The sequence below is a fragment of the Paeniglutamicibacter sulfureus genome (assembly GCF_039535115.1).
Classification (GTDB): Bacteria; Actinomycetota; Actinomycetes; order Actinomycetales; family Micrococcaceae; genus Paeniglutamicibacter; species Paeniglutamicibacter sulfureus.
Genome location: NZ_BAAAWO010000001.1, coordinates 3,380,814 through 3,404,469, shown reverse-complemented (window position 1 = coordinate 3,404,469; position 23,656 = coordinate 3,380,814). Strand labels below are relative to the sequence as shown.

Here is a 23,656-nt window from a genome sequence, read left to right as displayed (position 1 = left end):
CAACGTCTCCCGGGGCTGTCGCCAATGACACCACCTTGGGCACCTATAAATGCCGAAGCTGGCTCTAATCAAGGTCAATAATGGGACATGGCTCCTCCTCCGGGCCGAATGCGGAAAAACCCAAGAAGGAGCGCGGTGAGCCAGCCACATATTCCCCCCACGAAGCTTTTCACCCGGGATTTCCTGCTCGCCGGCGTCGCAAACCTCTTCATTTCCATGGTCTTCTACCTATTGATGACCTCCATGGCGCTCTACGCGGTGGACAGGTTCCAGGCCTCCGACAGCGCCGCAGGGTTGGCCTCGAGCGTATTTGTTATCGGCTCGGTCATCGCCCGGCTCTTCGCCGGAAAATTGCTCCGGACCATGGGGCGGAAGCGGCTCGCCATACTCTCACTGGGCCTCTTTGCCCTTGCCTCCGTGTTCTATATCTTCAGCAGCACGCTGTTTCTCTTGCTGATCGTGCGTCTAGTCCACGGGGTTGCGTTCGGCATGGGCAACACCGCCATCGCCACGGCCGTCCAGTCGATCATTCCGCCAGCGCGACGCAGCGAGGGCACAGGCTACTTCGGCCTTTCCACCACCCTTTCCACCGCTGTCGGCCCTTTCCTGGCGGTCCTGCTTTCAGGCAACGGCAACTACACGGCCGTCTTCGTGTTTTGTACCGCATTCTCGACCGCGGCCCTGCTCTTCACGTTGCTCGTCCGCATGCCCGAACCGCCGAGGCCAGCCCAAAAACCCCATGCACACGCCCGGCGCGGCAGCTTTATCCGGTCCATCATCAGCCCCGCGGCACTGCCCATTTCGCTGGTGATCCTGATCTGCGGCATCGCCTACTCGGGCATCATTTCCTTCCTGGCACCGTTCCTGATTTCCAAGTCCATGGCGGAAGCCGCCAGTTGGTTCTTCATTGTCTATGCCGTCACCGTGCTGATCTCCCGGCTATTTGCCGGGCGCATCCAAGACCGGCGGGGCGACAACGCCATCATGTATCCCCTGCTACTGGTGTTTGCGCTGGGCATGGCGGCACTCGCGTTCGACCCGAGCATCCTGACGGTGGCTTCCGCTGCCGCCCTCACGGGTTTCGGCTTCGGCGCATTGATGCCCTGCGCGCAGGCCATTGCCGTTTCAGCGGTGCCACCCGCGGAACTTGGCGTGGCCACTTCGACATTCTTCCTGATGCTTGATGTCGGGATCGGCTTCGGGCCGGTGGCCCTCGGACTGCTGATCCCCCATCTGGGATACACGGGCATGTTCGGGATGCTCACCGTGCTCTCGGTCCTGGGCATCGCCCTGTACTTCCAGGTGCATGGACGCCACGCCCGCGGGATGCAGGGAGCCTAGGTTCGGTGCCCGAAGCCCATGCCAGGGCTGTCGCGCACGAAGGCCACCGCAGTCCAGGCCACTAGCGCCAGCGCTGCGCCCCAGAGGATCTGGAGGCCTACGTGCAGGTACAGGAAGGCACCGACAAAGGATCCGAGCGTGATCATGGCCCATAGGGCGCCGTACGGAAGCCACGCCCACCTGGGACCGCCGATCAGTGACGCGGCAAGATGCTGCCCCATCTTCACCAGGGCACCGGTCATGTACGTCAATCCCACGCTTACTTCGCCGCGGCGCGTATAGGTCGCGTTGATTGCCCCCATGGACATGGCCATCAAGACGGCGGTCAAGACCCCACCAGCCGACCCCAGGGTGGTGAATGCCGAAGCCGACAAGAATGCCGAGGACACCGAGAGCACGGCTCCGCGCCTGTGGACCGAGGGAACCTGGCTGGCCAGGGTCGCCGCGGCCACGCCCAGCACGAAGCCGAGCACCAGCCCGATGGCCAGCGCCCACTCCAAAAAGTTGCCTTCTGCCAGTCCCGCACTTGAACGGGTCGAGTTCCCGCTCATGAACGAGACAAAGTATCCGCCAAAGTGAATGAACGCCACGCCATCGACGAAACCTGCAATTGCAGTTAGTCCACTGGCATACGCGATCCCCCGCCAACCCAACGACCGCGCCACGTGTTTTCTCCTTCATCCGTCCCAGACCCGAAGCAGCGCTCCGCCCTGCGGCCCCGTCACGGTCGTTGGTACCGGCCGGCATCCACAACGGTATCGGGCTCCTGCCCAGTCTAGTGATCCAACCGCAGTGCACCGTTCGGTCCCACGCGGGCGATGCCCCGGGTATCCCTTCACGGCGCCCAAAACCGGCTCCGCACCTCAGGTGATCCGTGCCACGGGATCATGGTGGATCTGGGCCATCGACTTACCATTGAATGTCCCCTTTCCTACCAAAGGTTTGTTTTCGTGCCCCAATTTGCCCAGGCGCTTGCCCGCGGACTCAATGTCCGCCACGTCCGGTTCATGGCCCTCGGTTCGGCCATCGGAACCGGTCTGTTCTACGGTTCCGCATCCGCCATCCAGGCCGCCGGACCGGCGGTCCTGCTGGCCTACATGATCGGCGGCGCGGCCGTCTTCATGGTGATGCGTGCGCTAGGCGAGATGGCGGTACGCCACCCCGTCTCCGGTTCGTTCGGCCAGTACGCTTCCAAGTACCTTGGCCCGTTCGCCGGATTCATCACGGGCTGGACGTTTGCCTTCGAGATGGCCATCGTGGCCATTGCCGACGTCACTGCCTTCGGCATCTACATGGGCTTCTGGTTCCCGGATGTCCCACGCTGGATCTGGATCCTGGCCGTGGTCTTCTTCATTGCCGCGTTAAACATGATGAAGGTCAAGGTCTTCGGCGAGACGGAGTTCTGGCTTTCGCTGATCAAGGTCTCTGCCATCATCGCCATGATTGCCGGCGGCGTCCTGATCGTGCTCTTCGGCTTCGGCCTGCCCGCCGAGGCAAACCCGGGCATGGGCACGCTGTTGGCCGCCGGAGGGTTCTTCCCCAACGGATTCTGGGGCCTGCTGGCCTCATTCTCGATCGTGATGTTTGCCTTTGGCGGCATCGAGACCATCGGCATCACCGCCGGTGAGGCCGAGAACCCCAAGTCAGTGGTGCCCAAGGCGATCAACACCGTGCCGGTGCGCATCCTGCTGTTCTACGTTTGCACCCTGGGCATCCTGATGATGATCTACCCGTGGAACCAGATCGGTTCCGAGGGCAGCCCGTTCGTGCAGATCTTCGACAACCTGGGCATCCCCGCGGCCGCACACATCCTCAACGCCGTGGTCATCACCGCCGCGATCTCCGCGATCAACTCCGACATCTTCGGCGCCGGACGGATGATGTTCGGGCTGGCCCAACAGGGCCATGCCCCGGCTTCCTTCGCCAAGATCTCCCGCAACGGGGTGCCGTGGATGACGGTCCTGACCATGGGCATCGTGCTTCTGGCCGGCGTGGTGCTCAACGCGGTGTTGCCCGAGTCGCTGTTCCTGATCATTGCCTCCATCGCCACGTTCGCCACGGTCTTCGTGTGGGTCATGATCCTGCTCTCGCACATCTCCATGAAGCGAACCATTGCGCGGGAGAACCTCCCGGCGTCCGAGTTCCCTTCGCCTTGGTGGCCTGCTGCATCCTATGCGGCTCTTGCCTTCATGGGCTTTGTAATCGTGCTGCTGGGCGTCATCCCCGCAACCCGGGTTGCCATAGTGGTCGGCCTGGTGTGGATCGTGCTCTTGTTTGTTGCCTACAAGGTCTGGGTCCGCGGCAAGGGGCACGAGCGCGCCGAGCTGGTCGACGAGACCGGGCGCGAATACGTGCCGGTCGATTCGCTCTAGCAAGTCCTCCCAACCCCCAACTTTCCCATCGTCACGAAGCCGAGCCGCTTGCACAGCGGCTCGGCTTTCCGCGTACCGTTGCCGGAAAGATCACGCCGGCACCCGCAGCGTGCGGGGAATATGCGCCCTGGACCCGCTGTTGCCCAAGGTATGACTGAAACCCGCTTGAGCGTTGACATTTTTTCCGACATTGCCTGCCCGTGGTGCTTCATTGGCAAGCGCCGCTTCGAAACCGCCTTGGCGGCCCTCCCCTTTGGCGAGAAGGTCGACGTAAAGTGGCATGCGTTCCAGTTGGACCCCTCGTTGCCCGACCACTTTGAGGGAAGCGAACTGGACTACCTCACCCAGGCCAAGGGCATGCCCGCCGAGCAGGTGGCCGGAATGCTCGAGCACGTCACCACCCAGGCCGCCGGCGAGGGCCTGAAGTACGATTTCGATGCCCTGCACGTCGCCAACTCGTTCACCGCGCTGCGCTTGCTGGCGCTGGCCAAGGAACGCGGCCTCGGCAACGAAATGAAGGAAGCACTGCTCTCTGCGCACTTCGAGCAAGGTGTGGATACCGGCAGCAATGAAGCTCTGCAGGGCCTCGCCGACTCCGTTGGCCTGGACCCGGCGGAAACCGCCGAGGTGCTCGCAAGCGACAAGTATTCCGATGCGGTGCGGGCCGACGGCGTACGTGCCCGCGAGCTGGGCGTCAGCGGCGTGCCGTTCTTCGTCCTGGACAACAAATACGGCATCTCCGGTGCCCAGCCCTCGGAGGTCTTTGAGCAGGCACTGAGCCAGGTCTGGAAAGAAATCGGCGGCGAGAACCTGCAGATGATCGGTACCACGGGGCAAGACGGCGCGGTTTGCGGGCCCGAGGGCTGCAACTAGGGGCTAGTCGCCCTTGCTCTGTGTCGACGGTTCCGGCTTGGCCGGGGCCGTCGACTTTTTTGCATCGGCCTTCGGTTTCGGCGGCGTGCAACCAAGCTTGCCGGCCTTCTTGTTGACGGATTTCTCCCTGACCAGGTCCTTGTACTTGGTACCGATGACCACGTCCACGGTTTTCCCGGGACGCTTCGCGTCGTAGACATAGGTCAGGCCCTTGATGTGCCGCTGTACCGTCATGGCCTCGGCATAACCATCGGGCCCGGACCTCACCGCACCGACGACCTGGACGTTGGACAGCTGGGCGTTCCCCACCTCCCCCACAGTGAATCCGCGCTTCTTCAACTTGGTCGCGGTGGCCCCTGCCAGGCCGTAGATCTGGGTTGCGTTCAGCACGTTGACCTTCATCTTGGCAGGGTCGACGTAGCTGAACTGCTTGGTGGGGCATGCTTCGTTCACTGATGCGGGAGCCTCGGCTGCCGGTTTGGGTTCGAGCGCATCGATGACCAGGGTGCGCGTATTGACCATGTAGGCCAGGACCAGGGCGGCGGCAAGCAGCAGGACCACAAGCACCAAGATGACGCCGTGGCGGATGTGTCGGCGGCGCTTGATCCGGCTATCGGTGGTGAACTGGGGGCTTCCCAGCTCGTCCTCGGAGATGATGTGGTGGCCGTGCCAATCATTCGGATCCGTGTTGCGTGCCAATCTGTTGCCTAGTCTTCCAGCACGAGCACGCGGGCGTGCAGTATCGAACGCTGGTGCAGGGCGGTGCGGACTGCCCGGTGCAACCCGTCTTCCAGATAGCGGGTACCTTTCCATTGCACGACGTGCGGGAACAAGTCGCCGAAGAACGTGGAGTCCTCGGCGAGCAGCGCGGCTAGGTCCAGGGTGCTCTTGGTGGTCACCAGCTCATCCAAGCGAACCTGCATGGGTGCGACGGAGGCCCAGTCCTTGGGGGTCACGTAGCCGTGTTCCGGGTATGGGCGCGAATCGCCGACAGATTTGAAGATCACTTGACCAGCTTAGGAAACTTCTGACGCCTATTGGGGCGATTGGCAGATTTTTGTGCGAGTCGTCCTTCGGCTACGCGACTTCGGGGTCCGCGTCAAGGGCTACGACTCATGGATTCACAGTACGGAACGTGAAGTAACTTCCGCTGTCACAAACCGGTCTCCCGGGTGCATTCTTGAACCATGAGTACAGTTCTCACCACCGTTCCGGTCCTTGACATGTCTACCGCACGTCGCGCCGATGGCACTTTTGATGAAGACTTCATTACGGCTTTGCGCGATGCAGCCCACCGCGTGGGCTTCTTCCAGATCACCGGCTTTGGAGCCGGTCCGGGAACGACGCAGAACTTGCTCAAGACCCTGGCCGACTTCTTCGCCCTGCCCGTTGAGCAGAAGCTAAAGCTGGACAATCGCACCTCGGCACAGTTCCGCGGTTACACCCGGCTTGGGGCCGAAATCACCCGTGGGCGTGCAGACTCGCGCGAACAGATTGACTACGGACCCGAACGCGAGGTCCTTTCCGATGTCCCGTCCGACGCGCCCTACCTGAACCTGCAGGGGCCGAACCAGTGGCCGGAGAATTTCCCGCAACTTGAATCGGCCGCCATGGACTGGGCGCAGCTGATGAACAAGGTGGGTGCCGAACTGCTCTCGGCCCTGGCCGTGGGCCTGGGATTGCCGGAGGAGTACTTCGACGAGCCGTTCGCCGAGAGTCCCGCGTGGATGGGCAAGCTGGTGCACTACGTCAGTGGCGACATCGTTCCCGAGGCGGGCACCCAGGGCGTTGGCGCGCACGCCGACTATGGTTTCATCACCCTGCTGCTGCAGGATGCGGTCGGAGGTCTGGAAGTAAAGCCCTACGGCCAGGACGAATGGATCTCCGTGGAGCCAATCGAAGGCGCCCTCGTGGTCAACATCGGAGAAATGCTCGAGGTCGCCACCAACGGCTACCTGATGGCCACGATTCACCGTGTCATCGCCCCGCCGGCCGGTGTGGACCGCTACTCGGTCCCCTTCTTCTACTCGCCGCGCCTGGATTCGGTCATCAGCACCGTGCCGCTCCCGGAGAAGCTTGCCGCCGATGCCCGCGGAGTCTCCGACGATCCGCACAACCCCATGTTGGCTTCCTATGGCGCCAACGTTCTCAAGGGTTGGCTCCGCGCCCACCCGCAAACGGCCAAGGCGCATTACCCCCACCTGGTGAAGTAGCGCAAGCGCCGACGGGGCAGGGTGAAGTTGGTCCGAATCGGTCCGAATTCACCCAGCCCCGTCGTCATATCGGTGCTGATCAGGCAATCAGTCACTAAGCTATGTCCATGAGCGCCGCACGAACGGGCCGCCAGCGCCATGGAGGCATTTGGCTGTCGTCGTTATTCCCCCGGATCATCACCAAGGGCGTGCCGTTTTCCCAGCTGCCCGTGCGCCGCAAGGTCGGGTGGTCGCAGGCCCCCATGCTCATTGCAGTGGTCACCGCTTGCTTCTTGGCGCTCATCACTTCTCCGACGGAGATCTTCGGGGATGGGCACTTTGTTGCGGGTGTGCTGCTGACGCTGCTTAACAGCGTCTTGGCGTGGACCATCCCGTGGAAGTCCATCGGTCCGGAACCGACCTATCTGGCCATTCCGGCGCTGGGACTGGTCTCGGCAGCCTTGATGGCAACTGGCGCCTACCCGTGGCTCAACGGGGTGTCCCTGCTGATTGCCTTCCCGATCTTCTGGTTTGCTTGGTCGGGATTTGTCCCGCGTTTGACGCTCATGCTCTCGTTCCTGGTTCCGCTGACGACGACCTTGCTGCAATTGTGGAACTCGGGCACCCCCTTCTCCCTGGAAACCATGGCCAAGCCGATGTTGATCCCGCTGACCATCCTCGCGCTGGCCACCACCACCGTCATTGTCGAACACAACTCCGCGCTGGCGGAACGGCAATTGCGCGCCACCCTGGCCACGAGCCGGCGTCAGACCCGACTGCTCAATGCGGTACTCAATGCCGCCAACGTCGGCGTTGTCGTAGTTGACCGCGACGGCCACGACCTGTTCATGAACGATGTCCAGCGCTTCCAGCATCGGCACGCCACCCCGCCTGGCAATCCCGACCCCGACGAGTCGCAGCTTTTGGTGCGCGCCGTGTCCAGCGCCTACGAGCCCGTACCGGAACTCTTGGACCCCAAGGACCGTCCCGTCATTCGTTCCATCCGCCAGGAGGAATTCACTGACGAGCTCTTTGCCCTTGGCCCGCTAAACGACGCCATGTACCTCTCGACCTCGGCCCGTTCCTTCTTTAACGAAGACGGAGAGTACGACGGCGCGGTGACCATGTTCAAGAACATCACCCCGCTCATCGAGGCTTCAAAGACCCGGGACCGCTTCCTCGCCAACGTGAGCCATGAACTGCGAACCCCGTTGACCTCCATCCTCGGCTACCTGGAATTGCTCGAGGACGATCATCGGCTCACCGACGACCAGCGGCAATCCGTTGATGTCCTTTCCCGAAATTCCGAGCGTATGCTGCACATGGTCAACGACCTGCTTACCGCGGCAGCTGGCCAGCACCAGGTCAATATCAGCACCATTGACCTCGGTGCGGTGATCCACGGACAAATCGAATCCATGCGCCCGCGCGCCGCGGCGGAAGGCCTCGAACTGGTCGAAGGGAATCTTTGCCATGAGCCCGTGCTGGGCGATGCGCTGCGATTGGGCCAGGTGGTGGACAACCTCGTCTCCAACGCCATCAAATATTCCGGGGCAGGAGGAACGGTTACCGTTGACATGAACTGCAACAGCAAGGAAATTTCGCTGCGGGTTGCCGACACCGGACGTGGCATGGCCGCCGAGGACTTGAAGAAACTCTTCACCCGGTTCTTCCGCACCGACGAGGCACGGCGCTCCGGGCTTCCGGGGGTGGGACTCGGGCTAGCGATCAGCAATGAGCTTGTCATGGCCCATGGCGGGCGGATCTCGGCAGAGAGCGAGCTGGGGAAGGGCACAACGATGACAGTCGTGCTGCCTCGCAAGGATGCGGACGGCAATTCGGCATCCTCGACCCGCAGGATAGGATTCCCGACGATGCATCCGGAATCGCGCCACTGATCCGGTGCATTAACGCCAAAGTGTGGGTTCTCGACGCGCCGGAAACCCACACTTTGTCTGGTTCGTCATGTCCACTCACGCCCCCATGAAGCGAGTGAAGAACCCTGTCCTGGTATCCGGGGACTCGATAACTTCCCCGTTGTCGGTGGAAACTGGTGGACCAAACCACCGCCTACCAAGGACTATTCCTTGTCGACATCAAGTTTCCTCTCAATCGGCAACAATTTTGACGCACAGTATGCTCAAGATTCAGGGGCATACCTTGAGGTTGCCTTGAGCATATTTGGGGTCGGATCGTGAGCTTCACCCATCATGATAGGGAACATGGAGTTGCAGCCAATTTCCCCGGACGCCGTCGTGTGCGCGCAGACCCTGGGAAAACTGTGCGCCGAGCTCGGCCCGGAGTCGGTCAACGAGTTCATCTCCCAGTTCAGGTCGCTGTGGCCCACACGAATCGGTCGATTGAATAAGGCGATCGCGGACAATGACCGAGCCGCCGGCGAGGATTCGGCGCTATCCCTGAAATCGGCGGCGACCATGGTCGGTGCGCACGACCTGGCCACGCTGGCAGTCCAGCTACAGGCGGCCTTCCGTACGGACAACCAAGCTCTGCAGGGCTCTCTCGTGGGCCGCATCGAGGGAGCCGGCAATGCCATCTTGGCCGAGTTGACCAAGCCAGGCTTCCCCGAGCATGCCTTGGATATGTACCGCCGGTCCGCCTAGCGCCCGATCACAGCTCGGTACCCCACGCCGCGCACTGTTTCGATCCAGCGCGGCTCGTGGACGGAATCGCCCAGCTTGCGACGCAGGTTTCCCACATGCACTTCCACCGACCGCTCATCCGCCGCCGAAACGAAGGTCCCGGCGTCGGAGTCCTCGTTGCGAAGTCGCCTGACCAGATCGGCCTTGGTGCGAATGTGGCCCTTGGCACCCAAGAGCAAATCAAGAAGAGTGAACTCCGTCGGGGTGACACTTAAGTTTTCACCGTCAACCTGGACCGAATACGTCGAAACGTTCATCACCAGCCCGTTGAGGGTGCGCACAAGTTCCGAGTCGGCCTCGGGGCCCACACCTTCGCCTGACGGCATTTCGACAGGTCCCGTATCTTGATGGGTCGCCTGGTGTGCGGTGCGGCGGCGCATGATCGCATCGACCCTGGCGCGAAGCTCACGGGGACGAAATGGTTTAGTGACATATTCGTCGGCACCGGATTCAAGCCCCAGGACCGTGTCAATCTCATCGGCCCTGGCGGTCAACATGAGGATGTGCGCATCCGAGATCATGCGAATGCGGCGTGCGGTTTCAAATCCGTCGATGTCAGGCAACCCGATATCCAAGGTCACCAGATCGGGCTCGTGAAAACCAACCATTTCCACGCCGGAAACTCCGGAGTCAGTGGAGTGCACGTCAAACCCGGATTGCTGCAGGACAACCTCGAGCAAACCCCGTATGTCTGCATCATCTTCAACGACCACTGCGGTACGGGCTCTAGTCACGACGGTTACCTCTCCAGCTGGGTCCAATCGGCGATTCCAGTGGTTCGCCAAGGGCATGTTCGTTAGTCTAACGATTTTCCGACTGAAAGGTGGTTTAAACGAAATCGGCCTTGACCAGATTTCTCAAGTCAAGACCGATTCCGTATCCGCGGAGGATGGGGGATTTGAACCCCCGAGGGCGTGAACCCAACACGCGTTCCAGGCGTGCGCCATAGGCCGCTAGGCGAATCCTCCAGCTTGCTCCAAAGAGCAGGTTCCAGCATAGCGGACATTTTCGACGACAACTAATCGAGGCATGTTCAACCTCGCCATGCGCCCGTTCCAGCGCCCTGGCGCACCTTCCCCCACAGGCCTTGGCCGTGGGTGCTCCTGAGCCACAGGCAGCCAAGGCCGCCGCCCTGGCATGACGCATCGGGGCTGTACTGGATTATGGGAAAGTTCGCGGCTCACCACGGCAATACGGGGCCCGAGGGCGGTGGCGTGCCACCGCCCGGGTCACGCTATTACACCGGACTGGACGGTGCCTGGACGGCATGCGTGGAAGGTTTTCTTGAGCGGAACCCCCTTATGACGGCCGTTACGAAGCTCACATCTGCCCAGCACCCTCGAAGCCCTGCGCAGGGGCTCGAACAGCTCCGTGTGATCAGCAGGATCCGGGCCATGCTCGACGGACTGGAATCCACGCTTCTGGCAGATACCAGCGAGATGGTGCAGCGCGGAATGCCCACTCCTCTATCGGAGGAAAATCCCACGCTTTTTGACTACAAGCGCGAGATCGAAGAGCACGGTTTCCCGCTTTCCCGGGCGGACCAGGATCTGAATCGCTCCTCGTTCGTTGCCGAGGCCGCCATGGTCACCCGCACATCCGAACGCTCCACCTTCAACCGCCTGGCCACGGCGGAGGGCCTACGGTACGTGCACGAACATTCCCTTTTCGCCCTCTACACCGGCAGCATCACCTCACGCACTGCTGCCGCGCTCGTTAAGCAGACGCGCGGCATCCCGAGGGCAACTGCCCAACAAATTGAAGCGGGCCTACTGCCGACGGCGACCACTGCCTCCGACGCCTCCATGTCCCTGCGCATCAAGCGCGCACGGGAACGGCTGCATCCGCAACCGGCCGCGGATCGCCGCACCCGGGCCGAAATGGGGCGCTCGCTGATGTGGTGGCCCGAGGATGACGGAATGGCGGTTCTGCAGGCCTACTTGCCGGCCGAGGACGTCTTGTCCATTTTCAACACCGTAACCACCCACGCCAACCTGCTGCTTTCAAGCGAACAGGAGCGGCCCCTGGGCCAGCTGAGGGCCGACGTGTTCCGGGATTCGCTGCTCGATGGCTGGCCCGGACAAGTCAAGAGGAAGCCCTCGCTCTTTGTTGGTCTGACGATTCCCGCGCTGGAGTTGCTGACCAACCCCGAACGAGGCATCGCCAACTTGGAGGGATACGGCCCGATTCCCCTGGGGGTCGCGTTGCGCCTTGCCGCCAACGCGCCATCACTCAAACCCATCCTCACCGACCCCTGGACAGGTTCAATCCTGGATTTGGGCCGCAAGCGCTACAAGCCCTCGAAGGCGTTGCGGGATTTCCTGCGCGTCCGCGACGAGCATTGCCGCTTTCCCGGCTGCCGCAGGGCGCCGGAGACTTCGGAATTCGACCACATCGACGATTGGGCAACCGGCGGAACGACCTCGGTGCAGAACGCGCAGCTGTTGTGCAAGCGACACCAGATCTACAAGCATGTGCTGGGCTGGCAGGCGGTCCATCTGGGCAACGGGTCACTGCAATGGCGCACTCCCCACGGGGTGACACACCTGGAACTGCCCGACGGCCTGCTCTTCCCGCGAGCGCTGGGCCCCGAACCTCCACCTGTCCAACTGATGCTGCCCGGAACCACGATCGACGCGCAGAGCAAGAAGTTGCTGGGCTGGGATGAGACCGAGGACATCCCGGGGTTTCCAGACAACTCACCGGAGCCGTGATCGGACCCGGCGGGCGCCCGGGGATCGCGGATTTCGGGCCAAGGCCCTCCCTCGGGTAGACTACTTGTCGGCCCCTCATGTGGTGTCATCCTGTTGAACTCCCCCAGGACCGGAAGGTAGCAAGGGTAGATGGGCTCTGGCAGGTGCATGAGGGGCCTTTACTATTTGCCCGGGGATCGTTGACCCATTCACCTCGAATCCGGGAGTCGAAAGGGAGTTGTCGATGGGTGCCGGACGCTTCGCCCCCAGCCCCTCGGGGGATCTACATCTGGGCAATCTGCGCACGGCGATCCTGGCATGGCTCTTTGCCCGGTCCACCGAACGAAAGTTCCTCATGCGGGTGGAAGATCTTGACCGCGCACGCGCCGGAGCCGAAGCCCAGCAACTTTCCGACCTTGCGGCCATGGGTCTGTCGTGGGACGGAGAGGTCGTGAGGCAAAGCGAGCGATCCAACCTGTATGCAGCCGCACTTGACGGCCTTCGGGACCGTGGCTTGCTCTATGAATGTTTCTGCACCCGGCGCGACATCGCCGACGCCCCCAGCGCCCCGCATGCCGCCCCGGGAACCTACCCGGGAACCTGCCGTGGTCTCACCGAGGCCGAACGCGCCGCGAAGCGCGAAATGCGCCCGGCGGCACTGCGGCTGCGCACCGAGGTGGGTTCCTTCACCGTCACCGACGAACTCCACGGCGCCTACACCGGAGTCGTCGATGACTTTGTGGTGCTGCGCAACGACGGGGTTCCCGCCTACAACCTGGCGGTGGTGGTCGACGACGGAATCCAGGGCATCGACCAGGTGGTCCGCGGCGACGACCTGCTCTCTTCGGCTCCGCGGCAGGCATACCTGGCAAAACTGCTCGGTTACGGAATTCCCGCTTATGCCCATGTCCCCCTGGCCCTGAATTCGGAAGGCAAGCGCCTTGCCAAACGGGACGGCGCGGTCACGCTGGCCCAATTGGCGGCCGAGGGAATCGACGCCGATGCGGCCCGCGCGGTGATCCTGGCCTCGTTGGGTCTCCCGACGTCGTCGATCGACGCGGCCCTGGCGGCCTTTAGGCCGGCCTCGCTGCCCACCGACCCATGGGTCTTCACAACAAGTCCGGATGCACGCGGCACCGGAAAACCGATAGGGTGGCCCTCGTGAGTACAGCTCTTTACCGTCGCTACCGTCCAGACAATTTTGCGGACGTGATCGGGCAGGAACATGTCACCACACCGCTGATGACAGCCCTGGAAAAAAACCGGGTCAACCATGCCTATCTCTTCTCGGGTCCGCGCGGCTGTGGCAAGACCACGTCCGCCCGCATCCTTGCCCGCTGCCTGAATTGTGCCCAAGGCCCGACGCCCACCCCGTGCGGCACCTGCCCCAGCTGCATCGAACTGGCCAGCGGCGGTCCGGGTTCCCTTGATGTGATCGAGATCGACGCGGCGTCGCACGGCGGCGTCGACGACGCCCGCGACCTGCGCGAACGTGCGACCTTCGCCCCGGTTCGCGATCGCTACAAGATCTTCATCATCGACGAGGCCCACATGGTCACCTCGGCCGGTTTCAATGCCCTGCTGAAGATTGTCGAAGAACCGCCGGAGCACATCAAGTTCATCTTCGCGACGACCGAGCCGGACAAGGTCATCGGCACGATCCGCTCGCGCACCCACCACTACCCCTTCCGGCTGGTGCCGCCCGAGCCGCTGATCAAGTACCTCGAGTACCTGTGCACCGCCGAAGGCGTCACGGTTGCCCCAGGTGTGCTGTCCCTGGTCATTCGCGCCGGCGGCGGTTCCGTGCGTGATTCGCTGTCCGTGCTGGACCAGCTGATCGCCGGAGCCGGACCGGGCGGGCTGGACTACGAGCTGGCGGTTTCGCTGCTGGGCTACACCCACGCTTCGCTGCTTGACGACGTGGTCGATGCCCTGGGCGCCGGCGACGCCGCGACGGTGTTTGGCGCCGTCGACCGAGTGGTGCAGACCGGACACGACCCGCGGAGATTCGTCGAGGACCTGCTCGAGCGTTTCCGCGACCTGATCATCGTGCGTGCGGTGCCCGAAAACGCCTCCCAGATCATCCGCGGCCTGCCCGAGGACCAGCTCCAGCGCATGCACGCCCAGGCAGCGGGACTTGGCCAAGCCGAACTCAGCCGCTGGGCCGATGTCACCAACGCCGGGCTGACCGAGATGACGGGAGCGACGTCGCCGCGCCTGCACCTCGAGCTGCTCTGCGCCCGTTTGCTGCTTCCGGCATCCGACGCCACCGAGCGCGGTTTCAATGCGCGCATGGACCGGGTCGAGCGCCGTTTGGCGTACGCCGGCGACGATCTTCCCCCGGCGCCGTCCGGCGATGGAGCCTACGCGCATGCCGACGGTTCGGCAGGGTCTTCCGGAGCCTCCGGCTACGAGGCCGAGAACTCCGGCGCCGGTGCTGCAGCGGTCCGCGAGGCACTGCGTGCCGCCCGCGCCCAGAAGGAAGGCGGGGCACCCGATGCGCCGTCGGCTTCCGAAGCCGTTTCTGCCCCTCCAGCGGCGCAGGAACCGACGGTCCAACCGGCTTCCGAGCCAGCACCGGAATCGGCCCAGCCGCCGGCACCGGCCGATCCTGTAGCGGCAACCGCTTCCGCACCGGCGGCTCCAACACCGTCGGTTCCCACCCAGGAAGCTCCCCCGATGGAGGATTCCACCGGGCACTCCCCCGATTGGGGCGGCACGTGGGGACCCGTTCCCGACGCCCCCGCCAACCCGGTGACCGAGCCGGTGTCGCCCGTCCAGGGCACCCCGGTTCAACCTCCGGCAAACGTCCCGCCATTCAGCATCCTGCCCGACCGCGCCCCCGAGACCGAGGGTGAAGGCCAGTCCAGCGCTCCGGCAGCGGAGCCCGCGCCGATCCAACAGAACCAGGCCATGGCCGACTTCGCGAAGAAGGTCAAGGAAGAGCAGGCAGCCAAGGATCGGGCCGCCGCGGAGCAGGCAGCGGCCCAACGCGCTGCCCAGGAAAAGGCGGCAGCCGAACAACGCGCCGCCCAGGAACGAGCGGCACAGGAACGTGCAGCGGCCGAGCAACGCGCCGCGCAGCAACAGCAACAGCAACAGCAACAGCAACAGCATGCGCCATCGCAGGTTCACCAGGCCCAGCGTTCCGACGCGCCGCAACAGCACCAGGCACCACAGCAACCGCAGCAGCAACAGCCGCCGCAATCGCCTGCACCCCAGCGGCAGCCCGCCCCCCAGCAACAACGTCACGCTCCACAGCAAGGCCAGGGCCCGCAACAAGGCCAGGCCCCGGCTGGAACCTCCGGCGGCACGGGATCGGTTGAGATGTTCCGCCGGGCATGGCCCGACATCCTGGAAGAACTCAAGAGCAACAAGAAGTTCGTCTGGATGATGGTGGCGCCCAACGCCTCTGTGACCGGGTTTGACGGTCGCACGTTGACCGTCAGTTTTGCGCACACCGGCGCGCTGACCGCGTTCACCGCGCGGCAGGAAAACGTCGCGATCCTGGGACAGAGCGTCAACAGGGTGCTCGGCGTGAACGTTGAATTGGCCATCGCAGCGGGAGGGTCCGCACCGGCGGGTGGTTCTGGCCCAAAAGTTGATCGCCGGCCCGAGCCGGCGGTGACCCAAGGTCCAGCTGAATCCGCACCACAGCAGCACACCGCCCCGACACCCTCCAGTGCGCCCGCTCCCGGCGAACCCGGACACGGCACCGCCCCGATTGCGGCGACCGAGCAGGATGCAGTGCCGCCTGTCTCCCAGCCCGCTGCTCCCCGGCCGGTTGTCCAGCAGGAAGCCCCACGGCTGGCCGCCGAGCCCGTGCGCCCGGTTTCCGCTACCGAGCAACCCGTCCAGGTCTCGGCGCCGTCCCCGTCTGCGCCGTTGTCCGACGAGGATCCGGGCTTCGGACCGGAACCCACCTGGGACTCGGAACCATGGGACGATGGCGGCGGAGACTGGGATGCCTCCTCCGTTCCGGTGCCCGATTGGGAAGCCGACCTCGGCTCCGCCTCGGCGGAACCTGCCCTCGACACCGACACTGCAGCACCCTTACACGGTGCCGGCGAAACCTCGCGGCCGGCCGCCCCCGCCCCTGCCGCGCCCAAGGGCTACGTAGCCCCGGCGCCGTCGTTGGGCGATGCGGATCGTCCGGTTGCACCTCCTCCAGGCGCATCGGCAGCAACCTGGGGCATGCCGATTGCGGCTCCCTCGGTCGCTTCTTCCGGGGAACCCGGCGCACCTGCAGCTTCCGCCCCGGTCGCCAACGGCGGAAAGCTCAGCCGCTACCAGCGGCTGATGAACCGCGCCGCGGGGATCGCCGACTCCGCCCCGGCACCCGCACACGCCCGCATCACCACGGACCCGGCTGCAGGCGCATGGGGAAACCCCGACGAGGCCCCAGACTTCGCACGCCCGAGACCCACCGCACCCGTTGAAGACACACGCCCCCCGGCACCTGTTGCACCCGTAGAATTGGATGAGACGGAGTTCGTCCCCAGTGACGACGACATCGCCATCGAGGATTCCTCGCTGATCGGGGTCCCCGCCATCGAGCGAATCCTCAACGGCCGTGTCATTGAGGAACGGGATGCCGCCGGCAACGTGATCGAGCGACCCAACCGGCCCCGCTGATCCGTTCGGACCCCGACCGGAAGGCCGGAACCGGCACGGTGAAGCGTCGCCGCGAACGTGTAGTGTCTGCTGCACGGAACCGTAATTCCCAGGAACAGCAAGATTAGGCAGTGTGAATCCAAGTGTACGAAGGCGCAGTCCAGGAACTGATTGACGAGTTGGGTAGGCTTCCGGGCATCGGCCCCAAGTCCGCCCAGCGCATTGCCTTTCACATCCTCGAGGCGGACCCGGAGGACATGAAGCGCCTGGCCCAGTCCATCTCCGTGGTCAAGGAACGGGTAAAGTTCTGCACCGTCTGCTTCAACGTCTCCGAGTCCGAGACCTGCTCGATCTGCCGGGACGAACGTCGCGGCGATGACATCATCTGCGTCGTCGAGGAGTCCAAGGACGTCATCGCCATCGAGCGTTCGCGCGCCTTCACCGGCAAATACCACGTGCTGGGCGGGGCCATCAACCCGATCAACGGGATCGGCCCGGAACAACTGCACATCCGCGAGCTGATCGCCCGCCTGGGAGATGAGCGCATCACCGAGATCATCCTGGCCACCGACCCCAACCTGGAAGGCGAGGCGACGGCCACCTACCTGGTGCGCACGCTGCGCCCGCTGGGCATCAAGATCAGCCGGCTGGCCTCCGGGCTGCCGGTGGGCGGAGACCTCGAGTACGCCGACGAGGTCACCCTCGCCCGCGCCATCGAGGGCCGCCGCAACACCGCGCCGGCGGCACCCGCCGCACCCCTGGTGCGTACCCCGCTGCCGGATCAGGAAGCGGTTTCCGCCTCCTGATCCGGCCGGCGGGGTGCCCCGCCTAGCCGCGCAGGCGCTCCATCTTCGGATCGAAGAGCGGATCTGCCGCCACCGTGGCGGGAATCCGGCGGCCGAAGTACTCGATCTCCACCTGGTCTCCCTCCACCGTTGAGGCCGGGAGCCAGGCGTAGGCCAGCGGCGTGCCCACGGTGTAGCCGTAGGCAGCGGAGGTGACATACCCGGCCGGGGCACCATCGAGGTACACCGGTTCCTTGCCCAGCACCATCGACGTCCCGTCGTCGACGGTCAGGCAGCGCAGCGCCCGCGTGGAGGGCTTGTTGCGCAGCACATCCACCGCGTCGGCCCCCACAAACCCCGTCTTTCCCTTGGCGATGGAGAACCCCAGGCCGGACTCGAACGGGTGGTGCTCGGGTGTCACATCGGTGCCCCAGAGCCGGTAGCCCTTCTCCAAGCGCATGGAGTTGAACGCCCCGCGCCCTGCTGCGATGATCCCGTGTTCGGCCCCTGCCTCGAAGAGCACGTCCCAGAGCCGCTGCCCGGTCTCGGCACTCGCGTAGAGTTCCCAGCCAAGCTCCCCCACGTAGGACAGGCGCATCGCGGTGACCCGGATCCCGCCGATGACCACCTCGGCACTGCGGAAGTACTTCAGTGATTCGTTGGAGAAGTCGTCGTCGCTGACCTTGGCCATGACCTCGCGGGCCAGCGGCCCCCACAGCCCGATGCAGCAGGTGGCTCCCGTGATGTCAGCGACGTGGGCCCACGCCGCGGGGTCCGCGGCTGCCTGCCGCCGCGCCTCAACGGTGAAGTAGTCGAAGTCAATGTTCGAGTTCACGCCGAGCTGGAAGCGTTCCTCCCCCAGCCGCGCAATGGTCACGTCCGAGCGGATCCCGCCGTCGGCGTTCAGCAGCAGGCAGTAGGTGACGGCCCCGGGCTTCTTGGCGATGTTGCCGGTGCTCAGCCGCTGCAGCAGGGCCAGGGCCCCGGGGCCGGTGATCTCCAGGCGCTTGAGCGGGGTCATGTCGTACATTGCCACGGCGGTGCGGGTCGTGTAGGCCTCGGCCGCAGAGATCTCCGAATGGAACTGGTTCGACCACGCGTCGCGCTCGGGACCGCGCCAGGCCTCGGGCAGGGTATCCACCAGGTGCCGGTTCGCCTCGAACCAGTGCGGACGTTCCCAGCCCGCCGATTCCAGGTAGAAGGCGCCGAGTTCGTCCTGGCGGGCGCGGAACGGGCTCGAGCGCAGGTCGCGCGGGGAGGTGCGCGGCTCCAGCGGGTGGCGGATGTCGTAGATCTCCACGAAGTTCTGCTGGGAGGTCTCGCTGACGTATTCCTTCGTGGTTTGCAATGCCTCGAAGCGGGTCACCTCGCCCTCGTGCAGGGAGATGGAGGACTGGCCGTCGATGAGCAGCTCGGCCATGGCGCGGGCGATGCCGGCCGAGTGCGTCACCCAGACGGCCTCGGCAAGGTAGAAGCCCTCCAGCTCCGGTGCGGCGCCCACCAGCGGGCCACCGTCCGGGGTGAAGGAGAAGATCCCGTTGAAGCCGTCGTCGATCGACCTGTCGCCCAGCGCCGGCAGCAGCACCTTCGAATCCTCCCAGGAGTCCAGAAAGTCCTCCTGGGTGAAGTCCAGCCGCGACGGCATCTCGTGTTCGGACATGCGGTCGGCCGGCACTTTCGCCAGCGTGTGAAGCTCCACCGGCATCGGGCGGTGGGCATAGGAGCCGATGCCGATCCTATCCCCGTGCTCGCGGTAGTACAGGTCCTTGTCCTGGTGGCGCAGGATCGGAAGCGTCGCCCCGTTGGGGCCCTCGTTGCGCCCGGCAAGCTCGGGCAGCGCGTCGGTGGTGACGTATTGGTGGGCCAGCGGCAGCAGCGGCACGTCCATCCCGATCATTTCCCCGATGGCCGGACCCCAGAACCCGGCGCAGGAGACCACGATGTCGGCCTCGATGACCTCGTCCTCCCCGATCCGCACCCCGGTGACCTTGCCGCCGTCCTGCTCGATCCCTGTGACCGTCGTGTCCCCGAGGAACCGCACCCCGGCAGCGGTGGACTTCTCAATGAGCAGCTGCACCGCCCGCGCCGCGGACGCCAGCCCGTCGGAGGGAACCAGGAAGCCCCCAAGCACCACCTCCTGTTCCAGCAGCGGGTAGAGCTTCTTGCATTCGGCGGCGTCGACCAGCCTCGACTCAAGTCCCCACGAGGTGGCGAAGCCGTGCCGCCGCTTGAGTTCCTCGAGCCGTTCCGGCGTGGTCGCGACCTCCAGCCCTCCGACCTGGTTGAAGCAGGAGGTGCCGTCCTTTTGCAGGGACAGCAGCTTTTCGACGGTGTAGCCGGCGAACTCGGTCATCGACTTCGAGGCGTTGGTCTGGAAGACCAGTCCCGGCGCGTGCGAGGTGGAGCCGCCGGCCAGGTGCAGGGGTCCCTGCTCGATGACGGTGGTGTTCGCCCAGCCGCGGGTCGCCAGCTCGTCGGCAAGGTTCGCGCCGACGATGCCGGCCCCGATGATGACGACGCGGGGTGCTTGGTTCATGGAAATGCTCCTTTTCGGGGGTGTTTAGCGGAAGACGACGGTGCGGGTGTTGTTGAGCAGGATGCGGTGCTGGCAATGCCAGGTGATGGCGCGGGCCAGGGCCTGGGCCTCGGCGTCGCGCCCGATCCGTGCCAGCGCGTCGGCGTCCGGGACGTGGTCGACCCGAAACACTTCCTGTTCGATGATCGGGCCTTCGTCGAGGGACTCGGTGACGTAGTGCGCGGTGGCCCCCACCATCTTCACGCCGCGTTCATAGGCCTGGTGGTAGGGCTTGGCGCCCTTGAACCCGGGCAGGAACGAGTGGTGGATGTTGATGGCCCGTCCGTGCAGTGCCCGGGTCAGCTCGTTGGAGAGCACCTGCATGTAGCGGGCCAACACCACGACGTCTGCCCGGTGGTCGGCGATGACCTCCTGGAGCCGGGCCTCTGCTGCGGGCTTGGTGTCGGCAGTGACCGGGATGTGGATGAACGGCAGCCCGGCGGCCTCGGCCATGGGGCGCAGGTCCTCGTGGTTGGAGACGACGCCGACCAGTTCGGCGCCGAGGGTTCCGGTGCGCCAGCGGTAGATCAGGTCGTTGAGGCAGTGCCCGAACTTCGAGACCATGACCAGCACCCGCTGGGCGCGCCCGTCGTGGAAGGCGAAGTCCATGCCGAACTCACCTGCCAGCCGTCCGAACGCGGTTTCCAGCTCCTCGGCGGTGTCATCCGGGTTCCCCCCGGCCAGTGCGGTGCGCAGGAAGAGCCGGCCGCCGACGTGGTCGTCGAATTGCTGGTGCTCGGCGATGTCGAACCCGCGGTCGTCGAGGAACCCTGTCACTGCCCGCACGATGCCGGGCTTGTCGGGGCAGGAAAGGGTCAGGACGAAGCGAATGCTGCGCGGGTGCGTGGCATCCCGGGTCACTGCCGTCTCGTGGATCATGGTGCTCACGTTTGCTCCCTTGGCTCGTTGAAAGGTGGTTGGTTGTGGCTGGATATTGGTGTGTGGATTGCGGACGTTCTCATGCGCCGTCGGCGCCTCGGCCAGGGCAGCGGTCTTCGGCGTCGCAGGCCTCGGTGCAGTCGTGTTTGGTCACCAGTTCGAAGGGCACTCCGCCGTGTTCGTCCACGCCGCTGCGGATGGCCCGTTCGACCACCGAGTCGGCCAGCTTCCTGCGAAGTGCCAGCGGATCGCGGCGCAGGTCCTTGACCAGGGCGATGCACAAGATAAACATGACGGCAGCGAACGGCAGAGCGGAGACGATGGTGATGTTTTTCAGCCCGTTCAGCGCCTGTCCGGGATTGTCCCCGCCGGCCAGCAACATGATGGAGGCAACCGCCCCGGTGAGCACTCCCCAGAACACGATGACGCCTTTGGAGGGTTCCAAGCGCCCATTGGTGCTCAGCGAGCCCATCACGATCGAGGCGGAGTCTGCGCCGGTGACGAAGAAGATGCCGATCAACACCATGGCCAGGATGGCAATGGCCAAGGTGACCCCGGGGCTGGCGCCAAGGTGCTGGATCAAGTCGAACATGGCGCCCTCGAAGTCGATGGAGGGTTCCCCGTCGACCATGCTCACCATCGAATCCGACGCCCCGTTTGAAGCTGCGGACTTGAGCTGGATGTCGAAGGCGGCGCCGCCGAAGATCGAGAACCAGATAACGGAGACCAGCGACGGGACCAGCAGCACCCCGGTGACGAACTGGCGGATGGTGCGTCCGCGACTGATCCGGGCAATGAACATGCCCACGAACGGCGCCCACGACACCCACCAGGCCCAATAGAAGATGGTCCAGCTCGACATCCACGCCCGCACCGACTCGTCACCGGCGGACTCGGTGCGCGAGGCCATCGAGGGCAGGTCCCGGACGAAGTCGCCGATGGCCGACGGGATCAGGTTGAGGATCAGCAGCGTGGGCCCCAACACGAACACGAGCACCGCCAGCAACAGGGCCAGGACCATGTTGATGTTGGACAGCCACTGGATGCCCCGGGAGATCCCCGAGACCGCGGAAAGCACGAAGCAGACGGTCAGTACCGTGATGACCCCAACCAGCACCGGCGAGGCGACCTTGCCGACCCAGCCGTTGAATTCGATGCCGCTGGCGATCTGCATGGCCCCGAGCCCCAGCGAGGCGGCGGTGCCGAAGAGCGTGGCGAAGATGGCCAGGATGTTCACGATCTTGCCGGCTGGCCCTTCGACCCGCGGACCGAAGAGGGAAGTGAAGGCCGAGGAGATCAACTGCCGGCGACCCAGCCGGAAGGTCGAGTAGGCCATGGCGATGCCGACCACCGCGAACATGGCCCAGGGGTGGATGCTCCAGTGGAATATCGACGTGGCCATGGCCGTCTGGATGGCCTCGGGCGTGCTCCCGTCAACCGTTCCCGGTGGCGGGGAGACGTAGTGGTAGAGCGGTTCGGCCACCCCGTAGAAAACGAGGCCGATTCCCATGCCGGCGCTGAACATCATCGAGATCCAGGAGACAGTGCGGAACTCCGGCTTTTCCCCGTCACGCCCCAGCGGGATGTTGCCGAACCGGCCTAGAGCCAGCCAGAGCACGAAGATCACGAAGAACGAGGCCAGCGAAACAAAAAACCAGCCGGTGTTCTCGGTGACCCAGGACAGTGCAGCGTTCGAGGCCGCCGAGAGCGAGGCGGTTTTGACCAGGCCCCAGATGACGAAGGCCAGCGCGAAGGCCCCGGCGACCCCGAAAGTGACCTTGTCCAGTCCCTCGGGCAGGCGCGGAATCATCCGTGTTGCCTTCCGCTCCGATTCGCCGTCCCTGAGCTCCTGCAGGATGGCGGTGTCAACTGGTGGCGCGGAACCCGCGACCGGATCCTCGACCACGTACTCGTCGGGCACGTCCGGTTCTTCGGACATGGTCTCGTCGGTGTTCACTGCCATGGGTGTTTTCCTTTGCCTGGTGAATGCGAACGTGTCTTTGGTCCGTGGACCGGGGGCGGTCACCCGCCGAGAGAACCGCTATCCCGCGGGATTGCAGTCCTGGAAATCGGGGCATCGGAGTGGCTTCGTCGCCCGTGGTGGAGCTTTGCAAGACCGTGGCGTATTGGATGCGAGCCTGCAACCGGGTGAACAGGGGCCTCCTGCGTTCAGGTGCAGTAGCTGGCGAGCAGCCCAGCGCCGTCGATAGGCATTGCGGCAATCAGGGCCGGCTTGTCCAGAAGGGCGCCACTGCGGGACAACCGTTTCGATGGACAGGCTTCGTGCATCGCGCATCGACTTCCTTTCGGCTGTTTCGTTCGATGGTTCGGCGGCGATTCAGTCTCGCTATGATCAACAGCCTTCGCCCTGTGCAACAACTGTGGCGCACGCCACAGAAGGGTGTCAAGAGGTTTAGGTCTTTTTCCTTCCGGCCATCCCGACTCTGGGGCCGCCCTGCGTCGCGCCACACCGGAATCACCCCTTTGTTGTGGAACCTGGCCCAGGCGACGCATTGGCGTAACAGTAGAAGAGTTGCGCCTACAGATGCTTGATGTTTATTACGCAATTGGGAAACAGAGGTCCCAGTACAAATCGAACCGACTTCCCGAATGCCCCGAAGTCAGGGGTTAGCCAGCCGGCTGATGATCATCTGCGGCCATTCGCAGGACCA

Annotated in this window: 17 protein-coding genes, 1 tRNA gene and 1 other RNA gene; 11 read left to right on the top strand and 8 right to left on the bottom strand. The window is 64.4% G+C overall.

Annotated features, from left to right (window positions below; all coding sequences use genetic code 11):
- Window positions 1-135: 135 nt before the first annotated feature.
- Entirely contained in the window at window positions 136-1,341 is a 1,206-nt protein-coding gene (locus ABD687_RS15510; protein ID WP_310289831.1) for an MFS transporter, read from the top strand.
- On the opposite strand, the gene ABD687_RS15505 is transcribed toward ABD687_RS15510, so the two are convergent.
- A complete protein-coding gene (locus ABD687_RS15505) occupies window positions 1,338-2,006 on the bottom strand; it encodes a YoaK family protein (RefSeq protein ID WP_310289833.1) in 669 nt (222 codons plus the stop codon). The genes ABD687_RS15510 and ABD687_RS15505 overlap by 4 nt on opposite strands.
- A gap of 342 nt (window positions 2,007-2,348) precedes the next feature.
- Here ABD687_RS15505 and ABD687_RS15500 point away from each other — a divergent pair, with 342 nt between their 5' ends.
- Entirely contained in the window at window positions 2,349-3,713 is a 1,365-nt protein-coding gene (locus ABD687_RS15500) for an amino acid permease (RefSeq protein WP_310293407.1), read from the top strand.
- Window positions 3,714-3,878: 165 nt separating this feature from the next.
- Window positions 3,879-4,586 carry a DsbA family oxidoreductase gene (locus ABD687_RS15495; RefSeq protein WP_310289835.1) on the top strand — a complete coding sequence of 236 codons (708 nt, stop codon included), beginning with the start codon at window positions 3,879-3,881 and terminating at the stop codon, window positions 4,584-4,586.
- A gap of 3 nt (window positions 4,587-4,589) precedes the next feature.
- On the opposite strand, the gene ABD687_RS15490 is transcribed toward ABD687_RS15495, so the two are convergent.
- Window positions 4,590-5,285, bottom strand: a complete 696-nt coding sequence (locus ABD687_RS15490) for a LytR C-terminal domain-containing protein (protein WP_310289837.1) — start codon at window positions 5,283-5,285, stop codon at window positions 4,590-4,592.
- Window positions 5,286-5,293: 8 nt separating this feature from the next.
- Window positions 5,294-5,593: a type II toxin-antitoxin system VapB family antitoxin gene (locus ABD687_RS15485; RefSeq protein WP_217388812.1), complete on the bottom strand. Its 300-nt coding sequence runs from the start codon at window positions 5,591-5,593 to the stop codon at window positions 5,294-5,296.
- Between the two features lie 180 nt (window positions 5,594-5,773).
- Between ABD687_RS15485 and ABD687_RS15480 the strand changes: the two genes are divergently transcribed.
- From ABD687_RS15480 to ABD687_RS15470, 3 genes are all read left to right on the top strand, one after another.
- Window positions 5,774-6,799, top strand: a complete 1,026-nt coding sequence (locus ABD687_RS15480; protein ID WP_302263149.1) for an isopenicillin N synthase family dioxygenase — start codon at window positions 5,774-5,776, stop codon at window positions 6,797-6,799.
- 107 nt (window positions 6,800-6,906) lie between these two features.
- Entirely contained in the window at window positions 6,907-8,676 is a 1,770-nt protein-coding gene (locus tag ABD687_RS15475) for a sensor histidine kinase (RefSeq protein ID WP_310289841.1), read from the top strand.
- 324 nt (window positions 8,677-9,000) lie between these two features.
- Window positions 9,001-9,399 (top strand): Hpt domain-containing protein, encoded by a 399-nt coding sequence (locus tag ABD687_RS15470; RefSeq protein WP_310289842.1) that lies wholly within the window; start codon window positions 9,001-9,003, stop codon window positions 9,397-9,399.
- On the opposite strand, the gene ABD687_RS15465 is transcribed toward ABD687_RS15470, so the two are convergent.
- On the bottom strand, window positions 9,396-10,172 hold the full coding sequence (locus ABD687_RS15465; protein WP_310289845.1) for a response regulator transcription factor: 777 nt from the start codon (window positions 10,170-10,172) through the stop codon (window positions 9,396-9,398). The two genes, ABD687_RS15470 and ABD687_RS15465, sit on opposite strands and share 4 nt — an antisense overlap.
- 149 nt (window positions 10,173-10,321) lie before the next feature.
- A tRNA-Ser gene (locus tag ABD687_RS15460) sits at window positions 10,322-10,406 on the bottom strand.
- A 426-nt stretch (window positions 10,407-10,832) separates the two neighbouring features.
- On the opposite strand from ABD687_RS15460, the gene ABD687_RS15455 reads away from it, so the two are divergent.
- The 5 genes from ABD687_RS15455 (at window position 10,833) to recR (ending at window position 17,551) form a co-directional block, all read left to right on the top strand.
- On the top strand, window positions 10,833-12,152 hold the full coding sequence (locus tag ABD687_RS15455) for an HNH endonuclease signature motif containing protein (protein ID WP_310289847.1): 1,320 nt from the start codon (window positions 10,833-10,835) through the stop codon (window positions 12,150-12,152).
- Between the two features lie 66 nt (window positions 12,153-12,218).
- An RNA gene (gene ffs, locus ABD687_RS15450) (signal recognition particle sRNA small type) lies at window positions 12,219-12,315 on the top strand.
- A gap of 60 nt (window positions 12,316-12,375) precedes the next feature.
- Window positions 12,376-13,296, top strand: coding sequence for a tRNA glutamyl-Q(34) synthetase GluQRS (gene gluQRS / locus ABD687_RS15445; RefSeq protein WP_310289850.1), 921 nt, complete (start codon window positions 12,376-12,378; stop codon window positions 13,294-13,296).
- Window positions 13,293-16,766 (top strand): DNA polymerase III subunit gamma and tau, encoded by a 3,474-nt coding sequence (locus ABD687_RS15440; protein WP_310289853.1) that lies wholly within the window; start codon window positions 13,293-13,295, stop codon window positions 16,764-16,766. Before gluQRS ends, ABD687_RS15440 begins: the two co-directional genes overlap by 4 nt.
- 122 nt (window positions 16,767-16,888) lie before the next feature.
- Window positions 16,889-17,551 carry a recombination mediator RecR gene (recR, locus tag ABD687_RS15435; protein ID WP_302263156.1) on the top strand — a complete coding sequence of 221 codons (663 nt, stop codon included), beginning with the start codon at window positions 16,889-16,891 and terminating at the stop codon, window positions 17,549-17,551.
- A gap of 22 nt (window positions 17,552-17,573) precedes the next feature.
- Here recR and ABD687_RS15430 read toward each other — a convergent pair whose 3' ends face one another.
- The 3 genes from ABD687_RS15430 to ABD687_RS15420 all read right to left on the bottom strand — a co-directional run bounded on the left by ABD687_RS15430 (window position 17,574) and on the right by ABD687_RS15420 (window position 22,947).
- Window positions 17,574-20,066, bottom strand: coding sequence for a GcvT family protein (locus tag ABD687_RS15430; protein WP_310289860.1), 2,493 nt, complete (start codon window positions 20,064-20,066; stop codon window positions 17,574-17,576).
- A 24-nt stretch (window positions 20,067-20,090) separates the two neighbouring features.
- Window positions 20,091-20,984, bottom strand: a complete 894-nt coding sequence (gene purU, locus ABD687_RS15425; RefSeq protein WP_302263367.1) for a formyltetrahydrofolate deformylase — start codon at window positions 20,982-20,984, stop codon at window positions 20,091-20,093.
- A 79-nt stretch (window positions 20,985-21,063) separates the two neighbouring features.
- Window positions 21,064-22,947 (bottom strand): BCCT family transporter, encoded by a 1,884-nt coding sequence (locus tag ABD687_RS15420; RefSeq protein ID WP_264269863.1) that lies wholly within the window; start codon window positions 22,945-22,947, stop codon window positions 21,064-21,066.
- Window positions 22,948-23,656: the final 709 nt, after the last annotated feature.